This window comes from Runella sp. (assembly GCF_965279615.1).
GTDB lineage: Bacteria > Bacteroidota > Bacteroidia > Cytophagales > Spirosomataceae > Runella.
Genome location: NZ_OZ257252.1, coordinates 3,186,544 through 3,204,533 on the forward strand (window position 1 = coordinate 3,186,544; position 17,990 = coordinate 3,204,533).

Annotated in this window: 14 protein-coding genes; 4 read left to right on the top strand and 10 right to left on the bottom strand. The window is 42.9% G+C overall.

What is annotated here, in order from left to right:
* Position 1: 1 nt before the first annotated feature.
* The 6 genes from ACQY73_RS13635 to ilvD form a co-directional block, all read right to left on the bottom strand.
* Positions 2-1,141, bottom strand: coding sequence for a hypothetical protein (locus tag ACQY73_RS13635; RefSeq protein ID WP_428666889.1), 1,140 nt, complete (start codon positions 1,139-1,141; stop codon positions 2-4).
* A 90-nt stretch (positions 1,142-1,231) separates the two neighbouring features.
* The gene (gene ilvN, locus ACQY73_RS13640; protein WP_428666892.1) at positions 1,232-1,768 is read right to left on the bottom strand and encodes an acetolactate synthase small subunit; all 537 of its coding nucleotides are present in this window, start codon (positions 1,766-1,768) and stop codon (positions 1,232-1,234) included.
* Position 1,769: 1 nt separating this feature from the next.
* Positions 1,770-3,491: a biosynthetic-type acetolactate synthase large subunit gene (ilvB, locus tag ACQY73_RS13645; protein ID WP_428668463.1), complete on the bottom strand. Its 1,722-nt coding sequence runs from the start codon at positions 3,489-3,491 to the stop codon at positions 1,770-1,772.
* Between the two features lie 199 nt (positions 3,492-3,690).
* Complete coding sequence (locus tag ACQY73_RS13650; RefSeq protein WP_428666895.1) at positions 3,691-4,065, bottom strand: type II toxin-antitoxin system VapC family toxin; 375 nt, start codon at positions 4,063-4,065, stop codon at positions 3,691-3,693.
* Complete coding sequence (locus tag ACQY73_RS13655; RefSeq protein ID WP_428666898.1) at positions 4,047-4,307, bottom strand: hypothetical protein; 261 nt, start codon at positions 4,305-4,307, stop codon at positions 4,047-4,049. The genes ACQY73_RS13650 and ACQY73_RS13655 overlap by 19 nt, the downstream gene beginning before the upstream one ends.
* A 63-nt stretch (positions 4,308-4,370) precedes the next feature.
* Positions 4,371-6,056, bottom strand: a complete 1,686-nt coding sequence (gene ilvD / locus ACQY73_RS13660) for a dihydroxy-acid dehydratase (RefSeq protein WP_428666901.1) — start codon at positions 6,054-6,056, stop codon at positions 4,371-4,373.
* Positions 6,057-6,512: 456 nt separating this feature from the next.
* On the opposite strand from ilvD, the gene ACQY73_RS13665 reads away from it, so the two are divergent.
* Positions 6,513-6,773: a SemiSWEET transporter gene (locus tag ACQY73_RS13665; protein ID WP_428666904.1), complete on the top strand. Its 261-nt coding sequence runs from the start codon at positions 6,513-6,515 to the stop codon at positions 6,771-6,773.
* A 69-nt stretch (positions 6,774-6,842) separates the two neighbouring features.
* On the opposite strand, the gene pyk is transcribed toward ACQY73_RS13665, so the two are convergent.
* Entirely contained in the window at positions 6,843-8,300 is a 1,458-nt protein-coding gene (pyk, locus tag ACQY73_RS13670) for a pyruvate kinase (RefSeq protein ID WP_428666907.1), read from the bottom strand.
* A 28-nt stretch (positions 8,301-8,328) separates the two neighbouring features.
* The gene (gene priA / locus ACQY73_RS13675; protein WP_428666910.1) at positions 8,329-10,845 is read right to left on the bottom strand and encodes a replication restart helicase PriA; all 2,517 of its coding nucleotides are present in this window, start codon (positions 10,843-10,845) and stop codon (positions 8,329-8,331) included.
* A 130-nt stretch (positions 10,846-10,975) separates the two neighbouring features.
* Here priA and ACQY73_RS13680 point away from each other — a divergent pair, with 130 nt between their 5' ends.
* Positions 10,976-11,383: a hypothetical protein gene (locus tag ACQY73_RS13680; protein WP_428666913.1), complete on the top strand. Its 408-nt coding sequence runs from the start codon at positions 10,976-10,978 to the stop codon at positions 11,381-11,383.
* Positions 11,384-12,210: 827 nt separating this feature from the next.
* Positions 12,211-15,249 carry an SdrD B-like domain-containing protein gene (locus ACQY73_RS13685; protein WP_428666915.1) on the top strand — a complete coding sequence of 1,013 codons (3,039 nt, stop codon included), beginning with the start codon at positions 12,211-12,213 and terminating at the stop codon, positions 15,247-15,249.
* An 86-nt stretch (positions 15,250-15,335) separates the two neighbouring features.
* On the opposite strand, the gene ACQY73_RS13690 is transcribed toward ACQY73_RS13685, so the two are convergent.
* Complete coding sequence (locus tag ACQY73_RS13690) at positions 15,336-15,941, bottom strand: aminotransferase class IV family protein (protein ID WP_428666918.1); 606 nt, start codon at positions 15,939-15,941, stop codon at positions 15,336-15,338.
* A complete protein-coding gene (locus ACQY73_RS13695) occupies positions 15,919-16,926 on the bottom strand; it encodes an aminodeoxychorismate synthase component I (RefSeq protein WP_428666921.1) in 1,008 nt (335 codons plus the stop codon). Before ACQY73_RS13695 ends, ACQY73_RS13690 begins: the two co-directional genes overlap by 23 nt.
* 328 nt (positions 16,927-17,254) lie before the next feature.
* Between ACQY73_RS13695 and ACQY73_RS13700 the strand changes: the two genes are divergently transcribed.
* Positions 17,255-17,968 (top strand): hypothetical protein, encoded by a 714-nt coding sequence (locus ACQY73_RS13700; RefSeq protein WP_428666924.1) that lies wholly within the window; start codon positions 17,255-17,257, stop codon positions 17,966-17,968.
* Positions 17,969-17,990 lie beyond the last annotated feature (22 nt).

Here is a 17,990-nt window from a genome sequence, read left to right on the forward strand (position 1 = left end):
TTTACGGAAACGACATCGGTAACATTAACGAAATGAGGGTACTGACGATCAATAAATAATGTAACTGCTTAGTCGGAATATGTTCCCGTAAAATGGTCAGCATAAAAAAGAACATATAAAAACCAAAAGACAGTGAGCGGGTTCCATCAGCTACCATCACTCCAATTGCACAGGTAATCAGTATACATCCGCCTAATAATACCAACGTCCACCAGTCTTTCCGCATAGCGAGCACCGTCATTCCGGCAAAGACAATGAGCCAAAAACCTTCTAAACCACGCGTAAATTTATCGCCGATAATACTTAAACTCCACATTCCCGTTCGTCGCGACAAGTCATTGTCATGTCCTACCTTCAACCCATACGTATTTGTAAGCCATTGACGAACAAGCAAATACAAACCTGCACTCAGAATCAATGCAACAGCCGGCCAGGGAATATCCTTCAATGTAAGCTTACGTTTATCAATTACTTGCTTAATCAGTGGCAGCACATACCATAATCCTAAATAAGAAGAATTGATAATGGCTCTTTCATCGCACCAATAGGCCAATTGCGTAAACAGAAGCACCAACAGGGGGTTTCGAAAGTAAAACGCCAACACCATAAAACAGAAGGGGAATGCGTCGCAATGGCCGAGAAAATTGATGTAAAAATTTGCCCCTGCATAAATGGCCGTAAATCCGGTCATAAAATAAAAGGTCAGCATCTTATCGTTCAAAATTCGGTAGACGGTCAGCATCACAAACCACAGGAAAACTAACCCAACTAAAATATGTAACAGATATAATCCTGCAATATTTAGATGTAAAGCATTCGCAATGAGTGGAATGGCCAAACGAAACGCTTGATTTGCTTCATGCGATCCGGCTTCATAGTCTTGAGGCGTAAATGGGTCAGCACCTTGCTTCAGAATGTCGTCCCAAAAAAGCCCACCTATTGAGCCGGGTTGCAGCATTTCATAATACAAACTCCGCAGGCCTTTATCTACCAAAATAAAGTTAAAGACCAGCAGCGTGCTCGTTGAGATCACAAGTGCTGAAATCAATACTCTTAATTGCCAAAATCGATTGTCAAAGAACGGTTGTAATTTACTCTCAAGCCACCTGAAAGGTGTTGTAAGCGATTGTTGATGTTCCATTAAAACATTACCCGGTCAAAGTTTTAGTTTTTCATACCCGCTTGACGATATCCATTTGACAGCGCCAACTCTCTGACAAAGGTAATTTTTTTAAGCATAATACTCCCCATGCACTTCCTGAGGAAGGTATTCTACCAAGCCTTGAGGCGTTTTGCCAACGGCCACACGGCCTGATTTCACAAATTCCAATATTCCGTAAGGCTTGATATAGCGGAAAAAATCCATGATTTCCGTTTCATTACCGGCCTTTTCGATGACTACATAATCAAGCCCCCAATAGACCACCCACGCTTTATGCACCTTGTTGATGGTTTCAATGTCAATGGGTCGTGTGCCTATTGGCGTGGCGATCTTAAAAAGCGCAATCTCGTTGTAGACAATTTCATCGTCCAGGTAACCGAATACGGCCAGTACTTCCACTACTTTACGAATTTGGCGTACGAGTTTTTCAACGTCTTCGCGTTTATCGTGCTTGATGGTAATCGTATAGCGCGACACGCCTTTGCGTTCTGTTTCAGACACTGTCAAGCTTTCAATATTGACCCGTCGACGCGTGAAAATGATCGTGATTTTATTTAACAGCCCGAAGGTATTTTCGGTGAATATACAGATGGTGTAAGTCGTCATATCAGTCAAGTCTTATATCAGCTACTGAAGCACCCGCAGGCACCATTGGGAATACGTTTTCTTCTTTTTCCACAATTACTTCCAACAAATAAGGCTTATCCGACTTAAGTAATGTATCCAACGAGTCGCTCAAATTATCGCGGTCAGAACAAGTGTGGCCGGCAATTCCAAAACCTTTGGCAATGGTCACAAAATCAGGATTTTTTAGCTCGACAAACGAATAGCGCTTATCGAAAAACAATTGTTGCCACTGCCTCACCATTCCCAAATAGTTGTTGTTGAGAATGATCAACTTCACTGCTAATCCGCTCTGCGCAATGGTTCCCAATTCCTGAATGGTCATCTGAAAACATCCATCACCGATAAAGGCTACCACTTCCCGATCAGGAGCACCTTTCTTGGCACCAAACGCGGCCGGAATAGCAAAGCCCATCGTTCCCAAACCACCCGATGCAATGTAAGAATGCGGGTTTTTGAATTGATAATAACGAGCCGCAATCATTTGATGCTGACCGACATCCGCAACAATACAGGCTTCTCCATTGGTCTTTTGGGAAAGCATATTGACCACTTCCGCCATCTTGAGCTCACCTTCGCCCTTCAACTCCCGTTGGGTTACTTTTTGATTTTCAATGACGTCAAATTTCTTAAATTCATTACGCCAGGCAGAGTGATTGCCAACTTTTACCAAAGGCAACAATTTTTTCAGTGCTTCCTTAACATCTCCCACTACGGGAGCTTCGGTTTTGATGATCTTGTCAATTTCCGACGGGTCAATTTCAATATGCACCACTTTCGCCTGACGAATATACTTAGAGGCATCACCGGTCACGCGGTCGTCGAAGCGCATCCCGATGGCAATAATAACATCGGCTTGATCGGTCATTACATTGGGGCCGTAGTTGCCGTGCATTCCCAGCCAACCCACATAATTCGGGTGATCAATCGGCATAGCCGATAAACCTAATAACGTACTTGCGCAGGGAATGTCGGTTTTTTCGGCAAAAGCTTTGAGCTCTTCCATCGCTCCCGAAATCAAAACGCCATGACCAAATAAGATGTATGGTTTTTTGGCATTATTGATTAATTGAGCAGCTTTTTCCACATGCTCGTTTTTGGGAACAGTGCGAGGCTTGTAACTGCTTAGGCCTTCTATTTTTTTATATTCATACGGCTTCGCCATCTGACCGACTTGCGCATCACGCGTAAAATCGATCACCACCGGGCCGGGTTTTCCCGAAGTGGCAATATAAAATGCCTTCGCCATTACTTCCGGTACTTCATTCGGATCCGTGATTTGGTAATTCCACTTACACACAGGAGTGGTTACACCAATGATGTCGGTTTCCTGAAAAGCATCTGTACCTAATAAAGTTGACTTTACCTGTCCGATAATACAAACCAAAGGCGTACAATCAATGATAGCATCGGCGATCGGTGTGACCAAATTGGTACCTCCCGGACCGGAAGTTACCAGACAAACGCCCGTTTTTCCGCTGGTACGTGCATATCCTTGGGCAGCGTGTCCTGCGCCCTGTTCGTGGCGTACCAAAATGTGGTCCAAACGATCCATGTAATCGAAAAGGGCATCGTACGTCGGCATAATGGCACCGCCCGGATAACCGAAGATCACTTCTGTTCCTTCGGCGATCAACGATTCCATGAGCGCCTGTGCTCCCGATAAAATTCGGGGGCCTTCGGGGATGACATCCGTTGTTGTCATTGGCTGTATTTCCTGCATCAAAGTAGCTTCTACCAACGCAGTTTCTTGTTGTGCAATCATGGTTAATTGGTTGTCCATGACGATTATGGATTTAATTTGTTGTTATAATGCTCGTCGGGATTTACAAATCCCGATGCTTGAGTTTCAGCTTCCTGGGCAGCTATCATAGTTATAGAATCCTCCGTTTTCGGGTTGGATTTTATGTATTCAATGACTTATATTTCAATTTAGGGACTTTCAAAAAATCACTATCATTAGTAGATAGTAATGTCAAATTATGGACTATTGCCGTAGCCGCTATTACGGCATCCGGTAGTTTTCTTATTCTGATTGTCTCAATAATGATAGTCTCTGTCAAGTCAAAAATTTCAGCCGAATTGACAAAATCTTTTACTGCGACCTTTGCCGGAACAGTTGGAGGAATCCAGCTCATCAATTCGATACGGGTAATTACTGAAATTTGAGGACTGCTGTTTTGGAGTATTTCTTTCATAAGCTCTATTCCTTCCTGTGAAAGATTTGCCCTTAAGAAATTACCGAAAGCAGACGTATCAATTAAATATCCCGTACCCATTCGTTTCTTATACCTGTAAAAAATTTGTCCATTTTATCTTTTTCCTCTTGAGATATGTCTTTTAGAATACCTGCTAATTTGGACAAATCATGCTTGCTTGAAGATGTTTCCTGACGCGTTTTTTTCTTGTGTTTTGCAACTGCGATGAAAACCTCAAACAAACTTCCCTCTTTCATATCCTCCGGTACAGGAATCATCAGCATCCCATTCTGAGGCTTGACTAATTCTTTATGTGCATTCATAACCTATCAAGTTTTTGTTTCAAAAAGGTTTCTTTTACTTAATAGTTCAATTATTGTAAAGCCCTATGCTTCATCCGTGACGCAGCCTTCACTTGCCGACTTCACATTGCGGATATATTTGCCTAATGTTCCTTTTTTGAACGGCGGCTCAGGTTGTTTCCACTCCTTGCGACGCTCGGCCAATTCTTCGTCCGATACATGCAGTTGCAGTATATTATTTACGGCATCAATTGTGATCTTATCTCCATCTTTCACAAGGCCGATCGTACCGCCCATATAGGCTTCCGGCGTGATGTGGCCTACCACAAAACCGTGCGTACCGCCGGAGAAACGACCATCCGTGATCATCGCAATTTTATCCCCAAGCCCCGCTCCCATTACGGCCGATGTCGGCTTGAGCATTTCGGGCATCCCGGGACCGCCTTTCGGGCCTTCGTTACGAATTACGATTACGTGTCCTGCTTTGATTTCTCCTTTTGAGATATATTCAATTACTTCTTCTTCGCGCTCGCACACTTTAGCCGTTCCTTCAAAAAGCTCTCCTTCTTTTCCGGTAATCTTGGCTACAGCACCTTCCGCTGCCAAGTTGCCATACATGATTTGTAAGTGGCCGGTTGGTTTGAGAGGAGTGGAAAGTGGAAAAATGATTTTTTGAGTATCAAAATTCAAATCAGGCGCATCGGCTAAATTTTCAGCAATGGTTTTGCCCGTTACTGTCAAACAATCACCGTGCAAAAGTCCATTTTCATAGAGGTATTTCATGATAGCAGGAACTCCGCCAATGGCCAGCACGTCTTCCATATAATATTTACCGGAAGGTTTAAGGTCAGCAATCAACGGCGTGCGGTCCGAAATCGCCTGAATATCTTTTAGCGTAAAATCCACTTCTGCCGCGCGGGCAATGGCCAGATAATGCAACACCGCATTGGTAGAACCACCCAATGCCATTACGACCGTCATTGCGTTTTCAAATGCTTTGCGTGTCATAATATCGCGGGGACAAATGTTCTTTTCCAACAACTGCTTCATGGCGGCACCGATGGCGATACACTCTGCTTTCTTACCTTCGTGCGTAGCCGGATAAGTTGATGAATTGGGGAGTGTTAAGCCCATTGCTTCCATCGAACTGGCCATTGTATTGGCTGTATACATCCCTCCACAGGCACCTGCTCCCGGAATGGCATTTTGGATCACACCTTCGTAATCTTCGTCCGAGATGGTTCCGGCAAACTTTTTACCTAAGGCTTCAAATGCCGAAATAATATCCAGTTTCTGTCCTTTATATTCTCCCGTCCGAATCGTTCCGCCGTACACCAGCATCGCAGGGCGGTTTAAGCGCGCGATGGCCATCATGGCGCCGGGCATATTTTTATCACAACCTACTACCGCGATCACTCCATCGTACCATTGGGCACCTACTACGTTCTCAATCGAATCAGCGATCAGATCACGACTTGGCAGCGAATAGCTCATGCCGTCGTTACCGTTGGTCATTCCGTCAGATACGCCAATGGTGTGAAAAATAAGGCCTACCATTCCATTTTCCTGTATCCCTTTCTTTACATGTACCGAAAGGCCGTTAAGGTGCATGTTGCAGGTGTTTCCTTCATAACCCGTACTGGCAATGCCGATCTGGGCTTTTTGCATGTCTTCTTTGGTCAACCCTACGCCATAAAGCATGGCTTTGGCGGCGGGATTGGTCACTTCCTGTGTAAGTGTGCGGCTGAATTTGTTAAGTTGTTCTGACATATAGGAGGTTTTGTTACAAAAAAGCCTCACTCATTTTTCGGTGTGAGTGAGGCTTCGATGATGGCAATCGGGTTTCACTCACACCATTTGGGTGCTAATAATGAAGACCACGACCACGAGTATTTTAACGGACATTTTAAAGCAAAATTTTTCTAATAGCGAAATTACGCTAATTGCGTATTTGCGTTACAAATAAAACCGGTCCATTCTTAATTTCCAAACAAAATTTCAACTTTTTGCATTTTCCCAACCCAAATAGGCCTCTGTTGCTTCTGAACGCAATAAAAATTGTTACTTATTTCTATTCGTTGTTCTCAATACTTCCATCAGCCGATAAATCAGTTTTTGGTACCCTTACAATCACTTATTGTACTATACAAATAACTATAACATATTATGAAACTTTTTATATAACTTTTCCGCTATACAATCAATAACAATAAACTATTCACAGCAATGTTAGAGATAATGGGCTATTTAGCGGGTGCTTTGACCACGCTTGCCTTTATTCCGCAAGTTTTACAGATATATCGTACCAAATCTGCCAAAGATGTTTCGCTTGCCATGTTTTTACTCTTTACCGCCGGTGTAGCCCTCTGGCTCGGCTATGGCATTATGACTCACTCATTTCCGGTTGTAGCGGCTAATGCCACTACGCTGGTTCTTTCGTTTGTCATTCTTTACTTTAAATGGAAATACACTCGTTCCAATATTTAGTAATTACGAAAAAGCCCCTTCTCGGTTAGAGAAAGGGCTTTAAAAACTCTACCGACAGCTGACGTATCGCTAGTCTACAATACTCAACTTTACCGCATTGGTTTTGCGATGCTTACTGACCGGCATACTGAGCGTGTTTACAAAAATATCTCCCGTATGTAAGGCTTCTTTTTCCACAAGGACTCGTTTAATATCTTCAATCAGATCATCGGTCGAGAGATCCTCCCGATCGTAATATACACTCTTAACTCCCCAATACAACGAAAGAGCGCACATTAACGAGCGACTTGGGGTAAAGACGTACAAATCAGCCTCAGGACGGTGGTGCGATAAACGAATACCTGTATAACCCGAGCGCGTTACGCCGATAATGGCCTTAGCGTGAGTATCGCGGGCGAGACGGCAAGCACTCATTACGACGTTATCGTTCAATAAATTTGGCCCCGGATTGTCGTTGACAGCGGCGTGGTATTTGAAATAGATCTCTGTAGCACCGGCTTTCTTCTTAGCTTCCGTTTGTTCCACCTGACGGATCGTCTGCGCCATGCTGGTAACGGCCTCAATGGGGTATTTGCCCGAAGCAGTTTCAGCGCTAAGCATTACGGCATCGGCACCGTCCAATACTGAGTTGGCGATATCATTGATTTCCGCGCGAGTTGGTCGGGGCGCATCGATCATGCTTTCAAGCATCTGTGTGGCTACGATAACGGGTTTTGCGGCACGGTTACATTTCTCCACGATCATTTTCTGGATCATCGGAACCTCTTCCGCCGGCAATTCAACGCCCAAGTCACCCCGCGCCACCATGATCGCATCCGTAGCTTCAATAATGGCGTCAATATTCTCAATAGCTTCAGGCTTTTCAATTTTAGCCACTACTCGAATAGCTTTACCTTTTGCTTTGATATAATCTTTTACTTCCTGAATATCAGACGCATAACGCACAAAAGACAATGCTATCCAATCTACATCATTCTCCAATCCAAATTCAAGGTCTTCGTAATCTTTCTCGGTAACTGAGGGCATCGAAACTTTTGTGTTAGGAAGATTAACTCCTTTTTTAGATTTCAGAATACCGTCATAAACTACTTCCGTTACTACATCGGTACCTTCAATGCCTACTACTTTTACTTCCAATTTACCGTCATCCATCAGGATGCGCTCACCCAATTTGACATCCTGGTACATTCCTTTGTAAGGTGTACTCACCCGCTCCGAAGTACCTATAATATCATCGTTGGTAAATACTAATTTTTGGCCTGCTACAATTTTTACACCGTCTTTATTTTCGACGTTGCCGATACGAATTTTAGGGCCTTGTAAATCCTGCAAAATTCCAACGCTGAGGCCGTAGTCGGCATTGTTTTGGCGGATCTTCTGAATACGCTCCAAGTGGTCGGCGTGAGAGCCGTGCGAAAAGTTCAGTCGGAATACGTTTACTCCTGCTTTGACAAGCGAATACAGAAGTTCAGAAGTCTCTGAAGCCGGGCCTACAGTAGCTACAATTTTGGTCTTTTTATTGATCATTTTTGGCTTGGTTTTTTGATGGGTACAATTAGAGGCAATCTACGTCAATGGTAACATCCGCCCCTTTTAAGGTTTTATCAGTCAAGATATCTGTCACTTTTTCGAGGATAAAAGTCTTTGCGGCCTTAAAATTAACTTTTTCACGCTCGAGTTTTATAAGAATGTCAAACAAAAACCGATTTCGAATACGTTCAACCAATGGCGGCTGTGGTCCAAGCACCCTGTCTTCCCCCATTTTATCCATTAAAAGCTGGGTCAATTTTTGGGCTGCCTGCTGAGCAACGCTCTGCTCTAAATGCTTGACTGTCAATTTTATAAGTCGGGTAAACGGAGGGTATTTAAATTGCTCTCGCTCGGCAATTTCTTCCGTATACATTCCTTCATAATCGTTCATAATAATTTTTTGTAAAATCTTCTGATTTGTATTCCCGGTCTGAATTAATACCCGCCCTTTTCGGTCGGCGCGGCGTCCGGCCCGACCGCTTACTTGGGTAATCAACTGAAAAGCTCTTTCGGTCGACCTTAAATCGGGAAAGTGAATCATTCGGTCGGCGTCAAACACACCCACCATACTTACATTTTCAAAATCAAGCCCTTTGCTGATCATTTGGGTGCCCACCAAAATATCCACGTTGCCCTGCTCAATGTCTTCGATCATCTCTTTATAGGCATTCTTGGCGCGGGTCGTGTCCAGATCCATCCGCGCTACGCGGGCAGTAGGAAAGAAAATCTTGAGCTGATCTTCCAACTTTTCCGTTCCAAAACCCACCGTCCGCACTTTGGTTGACCCACACCCGGGACACAATCGCGGCACTTCTTCTTTATGACCGCAATAATGACAGCGGAGTTCAGCATCCTTTTGATGGTATGTTAAGCTCACAGCACAGTTTTCACATTCGCCGATCCAACCGCATTCTTCACACTGTAAATAAGCAGAATAACCGCGACGGTTTTGAAAAATGATGCTTTGCTCATTTCGGTTTAGAGTTTCCCGCAGTTCATCCACCAAAACGGACGAAAACTCGTGCTTCATTTTTTTGGTCTTCCGTTCCTGCTTGGTATCGATCAACACAAATTCGGGCATGCTGGCTTTGCCAAAGCGTTCTGTCAAGCGCACTAATCCGTAACGTCCATTGAGCGCCTGATAATAGGACTCAAGCGCCGGTGTGGCCGAGCCTAACAGTACTTTGGCCTGTTGGTGCTGTGCCGCTACAATCGAAACATCACGAGCGTGGTAGCGGGGTGCCGGATCATATTGTTTATAGGAACTTTCGTGTTCTTCATCAACAATGATCAATCCGAGCGCATCAAAGGGTAAAAAAATGGCCGAACGCACACCGACCACCAACTGATATTGCCCTGAAACAACTCCTTTCCAAACTTCCACACGTTCGTTATCCGAAAATTTGGAGTGATAAATGCCCAGTTTTTCCCCAAATACCTTTTTTAAACGGACCACAATTTGCGTCGTAAGGGCAATTTCGGGCAATAAAAACAGTACCTGAGAGCCGCTTTCCAGTACTTGTTGCGCCAAATGAATATATACTTCGGTTTTACCGCTGCCGGTTACTCCATGCAATAATACTGTATCTTTTTCCTGAAATAAGCTGATGATCTCATCAAATGCGCGCTGCTGCGACGTGGTGAGCTTGATATTAATGCCTGCCGTAAAATCGGGTTTCACTTCTGCAAATCGAGAGACAGTTACCTCAAATTCTTCAAAAACACCTTTTTTGATCAATGTACTGAGTGCAGAATCAGAAATGTCTTCATTCTGCTTAAAATAGCTTTTCTCCAATCCAAGGCGATTGGCATACGGATCATTTTGAAGCGGAATCTGACTCATATACTGCAACACTATTTCCTGTTGCTTGGGTGTTTTGTCGAGTTGGCTGATCAACTCCATCAGATTTTCGCGAGTTTCGTACCTGCCCGTCAGCTTTACTTTCTTTTGAATTTTAGGTTTGTATTTTTCACGTACTTCTTCGTAGAGAATAACGGCTCGCTTTCCGATCAGTGATTTGATCACGTGATTGATGTTCTGATCGCCCACGCGTTTTCCTACCTCTTCGTAGGTCAGTGATTGGTATTTTTTGATTTCTTCCAAAAGAGCGGCTTCTTCTTCGGTCAGCAGATCAAAATAATCGAAGTCGGGATTATATTGAATTTTGGATTGACTCGTGATCTTCAGACCCGATGGTAAAGCTACATTCAGTACCTCGCCCACACTGCATAAATAATAATCAGCGATCCAATTAAAAAGCGCGATCTGGTAAGGGGTCACTAAAGGCTCATCATCCAACAATTCTCCAATGTATTTAGCTTGGTAACGCGAGGGTGGCGTAGTGTGAATATGGGCCACTACACCCGTTACGACACGGTTTTTCCCAAAAGGCACCACAACTCTGGCACCATTTTTGATAGCAGAGTTGAAAACCCGAGGAACGCGATAAGTAAACAATTGCCTAACCGGGACGGGTAAAATTAAATCCGCAAAGAGAGTTACTTCTTCTAAACCAAAATCGTCGTTTTCTGCAGTTAACACGCTGTTTTGAGACCAAAGTTGAAAGCGCAAGATAATGCTTTCATTACATATTTTTTAGCATGGCAAGATATTTGACATAAATGATTATGTACAACAGTCTTCCGATCCCTATGCCCCGTTTTTTAAAAATATGACTCCTTTTATCATACAGCGTTATCAATATCTTGAATATGATGAAACAGCTCTTCGTCAACTCACCGGTTTAAAAAAACAGGAATTTGAGACACTGCATTCTTTTTTTAATAACGACTGGAAAAACTACTTTTCTCAATTTACACTGGAAGGTATGCCTCGGCTTCGACAAACTTCTCTGCGCCGTAATAACATTTTTGCCGATAGCAGGGATGCTCTGCTTTTCGGTCTTATTTATTTAAAAGGCGAAATTCTCCAAGAAGAATTGGCTGCTTTTTTTACAATCGACCAACCTAAAGCAAGTAAATACCTTGCACTTATCAAGCGCTTGCTGAGTGACATTTTAAAGAATCCGCAATCACTTCCAAAATCCAAACGGCTCAGAATATTAAGCGCGATTGATTAGGCTCTTTCAAAATCAGTCCGTCAAAATTAGACGCCCGAGAATAAATGATATCTACCAAACGATGTCTCTGTCGTTCAAAAAATGCGCTCCTTCTCTGACTGATTATCCCGTCTTTCTAAAAACCCTCCTTTCCTTCTCTTTTAAAACTATAGGTCTCACCCCTATCAGCAACAGCTGTTTGCCTGTCGAAAAAATGAAACCCAAATTCTGAAATTCCCTGTTACCCTGATAATCGTTAGTACAACACTCCTCAAAGAGTAAGCACAAAATGATATATATTGTAAATAATATACCATTTCATCAATAATATCAAATAAGGGTATTTATTTAAATCTTAAATGAACTTATAGTTTAAAATAGTACAAAATTATTGGCACTATTTTTGAGAATGCCGTTCTTCAATTTTATCCTTCTCGTCAGTTTGCGAATTGGCTATCATTCGCCAAAAAATCAAAAATAAATTTTGGTGATTTTTTTCAATACAAAAATTAGCTATTAGCTCATTTTCAGCCACTTATGCCTAATTCAAATTAGTCTACTTCCCTATTTTCAGATCAATTTAATACAATGGCAGGGTATTTGACAATCTGATATTATGTCGAATAAAACTTATTTTTTTACCTAATAAGTTTATTTTTAAAAAAAGGCAAGAGAGATATTTTTAGCCAAAACCGGTAATATTTACTTTAAAATACCGGCATACACTTGTACCGGTTACTATTTTACCATAATCAAACATCTTTTAGTTGCCTGTATTTACAGTTATTATATCCACGGATTTATATACCATAAAGAATTTTTTGCATTTTCTAAAGTTCGATAATACCATGAGCTTACTTTTACGATGGGTCTGCCTTAAAAGCCACCCTTTAAAACGTTATGTAATTCTTCTACTGTTAAGTTTGATCCTGAGTATTCCTTCTTTTGCTCAAGTAAGCGGAACAGTGTTTTACGATTTTGATGCTAATGGAATTCAGACCTCCGTTGCTCCCCAAGAAGCAGGCGTTACTAACATTGGGGTCCGTATCTTTGTCAATGGCAGTTCTCAGCCTTTTATTACTCAAACCGACACCGCAGGTCATTACGCCTTTTCTGCACAACAGGTACCGGCCGGGTCTTTAGCCCGTTTGGAGTTCTTTAATTTGCCGGAAACATTTTTTGTCAGTTCAGCGGGTCCTCAAAACGGTACCGAAGTCCAATTCGTCCAAGCTCCTGCTGCAAACGTAAACTTAGGTATTTTCAACGATGACGAATTTTGTCGTTCGGGTGGTAATGTAAAAATCGTAACTGCCTGCTATGCCATGGGTGATCCGCTCAAACCCGGCAGCGCAGGAGATGACCCGGCACTGGTATTGTTTGAGTATACCGCCAACGGAGAAGGTGGTACTGCGTCAGGACCTCCCATGGAGAAACTGGCCAACGCACACAAGATCGGGGCTACTTGGATATCTTCTTATCAACGCTCATCCAATACCTTGCTCATTGGGGCAGTTACTCGCCGACACGTAGGCCTTGGTCCGCTGGGTACGGGCGGGTATTATTCCATTAATCTTGATACGAAGGTCGTCTCTAATTTTTTAGACGTAAAGACCATTGGCATTGACACCGGCCCGGATCCGCACATTGATCCGATCACCGGCCTGAATATTCTTCCTGCCGATAAATTGGCTCGCAGTCGTGATTCGCTTGCGTTTCATACAGCAGCTAAGGTGGGGCTGGGCGGTTCTCAGTTATCCGCCTATCAGGACACATTATTTTTAGTTAACTTATATGACAGAAAACTCTATAGTTTCAGCGTTAAGAAACCTTTGATAGCTCCTGCCAACATCACAGAAGCCCAAACCAAGTCTTATGAAATACCACACCCCAATTGTTCAAACAATGATTTTGCTCCCTGGGCGCTGAAATATTTTCGCGGTAAACTATATGTAGGTGTAGTATGTACGGCAGAGACATCGCAAAAGAAAAGCGATATGAAAGCGGCGATCTATGAATTTAACCCAAAAAGCCATGCGTTTACAAGTATCTTTGAGATGGGTCTTGATTATCCTCGCGGCCCCATTGATAACACTCAAGGATGCGATACTGTCAACACTTGGCAACCTTGGACCAACGTCTTTCCAAAACAATGTAATTATCCATTAGGCGCGCCTGACCCCGACAATGCCTTTGCGGTACACCCGCAGGCCATTTTATCAGACTTGGAATTTGATGATGATGGCTCATTAATTATTTCTTTCATGGATCGTCTTGGACTCCAAACAGGGCAAAATCAACCCGGTATTGCCGTTAATGATACCCTGAATTATTATGGGTTCATGAGCGGAGATCTGGTCAGAGCACAACGTAATTCCGACGGAACATATACGTTGGAAAATAACGGTAAATCAGGTGATCTGCAGGGCTGTGGTCCGAACACTAACTCAGGCCCCGGCGGAGGTGAGTTTTTCTGCGAAGATTACTGGATCAATAGCCTTCATACAGTAGGGCACGCCGAAATCACCAATGGCGGATTGTTTAAAATAACGGGTGTTCAGGAAGTGTTGGTCTCGGCCATGGACCCCGTACACGGCGTGTATCTTTCGACCGGTTTCATCGCCTACGACACTAAAACCGGCAAGCGCAATCGCAGTTTCTCCGTTTATTCACTCAGCCCCGGCTCATTGGGTAAATCGGGCGGTGTAGGTGATTTGGCAGGGATTTGTGAGCCCGGTCCATTGGAAATCGGTAATATTTTGTGGTATGACGTTGATAAAGACGGTATTCAGGAAGCAAATGAAGGGCTTTTGAACAATGTCATCATCACATTGCATGATATGCAGAATGGCGGGGTGGAAGTAGCCCGTGATACAACCTCCAACGGCGGACAGTATTATTTTAATGATAATAATGTACCGGGAGGCTTAAAGAGAAATCACACTTACGAAGTGCGCATTGACCTTAATCAGGAGATTTCGAATTCGGCTTTAAACCCAATTCCTGCCAATGTCCACAACATCAAACTTAAGGATACCTTAACGGTTTCACCTCAGCAGGTGACGGGCTATGCACAGAACTTTCTTCGGGATTCGGATGCAGAATTCAATAATGACTCAACGCAAGTGATCGTAAAAGTGGCTACCGGCGATAACTCCCAAAACAACTTCACCTTTGATATTGGCTTGGTAATCAAGGATATTCCTGCTGAGAAAATTGACATGGAAATCACTAAACGCGTTGTCGGCAATTGTGTACACGAAATAGGTGATGAAGTGACCTTTGAAGTTGTTGTACGAAATACCGCCACTGCCCTGACTGCCATTGCCGACAGTGTCATCGTGGCCGATACATTGGTTAATAATTTAACTTTGGTGAGTTTTCATACAAGTAATGGAACTTACCATCCTACAACCCACCTATGGGGGCCATTCAAACTGGGGCCGGGCGAATCTGATACGCTGACCATTAAGGCTAAAATCAACAACAATAACGGCTTTGCAGGCGGGTCTATCTGTAATGAAGCCGAAATTGTAAAAGCTGTAGGAATTGATGTGGATTCAGAACCCAACAATTTTATTAAATCAGAAGATGATTACGATATTACGTGTGTCAGCGTGCCTATGGCAATCTGCACGGCTCGCAAAGATACCATCATTATCTCGGCCCCTTTGGGTTATCCAACTTATCAATGGTTTAAAGATGGGGTGAAGATCACGGGTGCAACGAACCAAACATTAGAAGTCAGCACGCCCGGAAACTATACCGTAGAGGTAGCCGCCGGTCAATGCCCTACCAAAACCTGTTGCCCTGCGGTAGTGATAGAAAACTGTTTCTGCCCAACAGAAATATGTGTTCCGTACACGGTCAAAAAAATAAAAGCTAAGTAATTAAATTCTTCTAAAACAGCGAATCGGTTCAATGTGAGCATACTATGTTCACGTTGAACCGATTCTTTTTTGTTACTGAAAATAAGTTAGCTACTAATTTGACTAACTTCAATCAGAGGAGTTGATCCAAAATCCAGCATGGCATTGATCAAACGGACATGCGTAAAGTTGGAGATATCCCGGACCCGTATCTTTTGTTCTGTAATAATTCCTTCTTCCAATAATTGTGCCCGCTTGGTGCCTTTGAGCAAAGGAGAATTGGGCGTAAACCACTGACTTCCATCCCAGAACACCACATTGGCATAAGAAGAATCAGTAATTAATCCATTTTTCACGATCAGTACGTCATCGGCATTTTCTCTCTTTTCAAAAAGACGTTGAAGCGATGAACGGTCCTGGAATTTAAATTCGTACAAAACCGTAGTATCTTCTACCATCCGCAATGTTTTAATTATTCGAGGTTGGTAAGGCTCAAATTCTATTTTTTCGACAACTTTTCCATACGTGAATCGACACTTATAAATACCTCCCGTTACCTCAGACGGTACCTTGATCAGTTCATTCAAATCCCACGCCATGGTTTCCCCAAAGCATGCAAACCGCGTCCGATTAAGGCGTTCGTTATGATAGGGAAGATTTGATAGTTGTCCATCAGCCAGGCGAATTGTTTCAATACAAAGGGGAGAGTTCATGCGCAACGGGTAAATAAACTTTATCAATTACTTCCTGATATTCAGCGTATGCTTCACTGCGGGCGGTGATACCGCCACCGCTTTTAAAAACAAGTTGGTCATTCATTTTTTCTATGAACCGTATCAATACGCCACTGTCCAGACTGTCACCGTCAAAAACGCCTGCCACTCCTGTATAATATCCTCGTTCATAGCCTTCTGCACGGTGAATTATGTCAAGAGTACTTGGTTTGGGAGCACCGCTGATGGAGCCGGCGGGCAGTAATTTAAATAACCAATCGCCTAAGGTTTCACGCCAGTTGTCGGGCATTGTTCCGGCAATTTCGGAGCTTACCTGCAACAGTGCCTTCTGATTGGTTTCGATTTTATCTAAAAAACGATAACGCTCTACCCATACTTTTTCGGCTACCATACTTAAATCGTTACGAATCAAATCCACAATCGTGGCATGCTCAGCGGCTTCTTTAACATCGGCCAATATGCGTTCTTTCGCCAAAGGCAGATCGGCATCAATGGTTCCTTTCATCGGGAAAGACGCAATTCGTTTGCCCCGTACCTGCACAAAAGTCTCGGGCGAAAAGCACACAAATCGGTCACGCCACCACAAACGATACTTAGCATTACTGCGATCAAAGATCGTTTTCAAATCCAAATTCGTCGTTATCGCAGTACACACCGACAGATTCACCAAAAACGAATTTCCCCGTTTTAACTGCCGAAGTACAAAGTCGAATTTTGGAAAATATTGGTCAAATGGGAGGGGAATTTTGTCGAACTGAGTGCAGGCTTGACCCCATTCAACAGGCTTATGAGCATTGGTCAGGCCATTAAAATCATATAATAATTCGCTTGCTTTTACTTCATCCAAGCGTAAAACAACGGGATTTTTAGCTAAAAAATCAACAATAAATAAAAACGGGACGCGCGCACGTCCGTATTCATTCATTTGACCGATAGCTTCCGATACAGATAGGATTGGTATCATTTCGTTACAAAATTCATAACTTTCTTCAGGCTGTTCATACTAATCAAGTGCAGAGCGGCACTAGCTGCAATTTTCCGTTCTAACATTAATTCACACAACAGCCGTCCTTCTCAAATGAATCCGGAAAGTGTGTTTACGCAAGAGAAACAATTGCTTTACCGGTTACCGTTCCGGTTGTTTCTCAAAAATGTTCATTATTATCTCAATGGTGGATTGAAATAATCTGAATACAACTTTTCAAAGAGGTGCCTTTCCGATAAATCATTCATCAACTAACTTATTTTCAATAGACTGTCTTTATTCTACTTTTGCAAAAAATAAAATAAAGATGAAAAAGATTACAGCCCAATTATTATTTACCTTGTGTTTAACAGTTTGCAGTACAACGTTTGCCCAAGATTTTATTCCTGCGTATGATCGATTCTCCGGAAAAGAAATATCGTATATCACCCTCGAAAACGGGACTCAATTAGAAGGAATGCTTGAAGACCTGGACCGCCGAAAAGGACTCATTGAAGAAGTAGTGATCAAAGATGCCGGTGGTAAAAAAATCAAGCTCAAACCCGAACAGATCAAATCTATGTATTTAATGCCAAGCGGTTACTCACGACTTTCCACCAATATGGACGTAGGTAATAAAGTTAAAAAATGGGATGCCAAATACATTGACAACGAAATCATTAAGAAAGGCTATGCGTATTTTGAGAAAGCCAAAGTTGCTATCAAAAGCGATCAGGAACTATTATTGATGCAATTGCTTAATCCCGGTTTTAACAGTAAGGTCAAAGTATTTCATGACCCTTTTGCGGCCGAAACCATGCGTATAGGCTTTGGAGGAATGACCACGGCCGGCGGCGACGACAAATCGTACTATGTGCAGGTAGGTGAATTTCCGGCCAAAAAGCTCAAAAAGAAAGATTACGATAATGAGATCAAAGTGATGTACGCAAGTTGTCCAACTTTGGTAAAGAAAATCGGCGAAAAGCTTCGTTGGACAGAATTTGCCCAACATGTGTACGAATTTACGTTTGATTGTCAATAACAACCATTCATATAGAGACGGA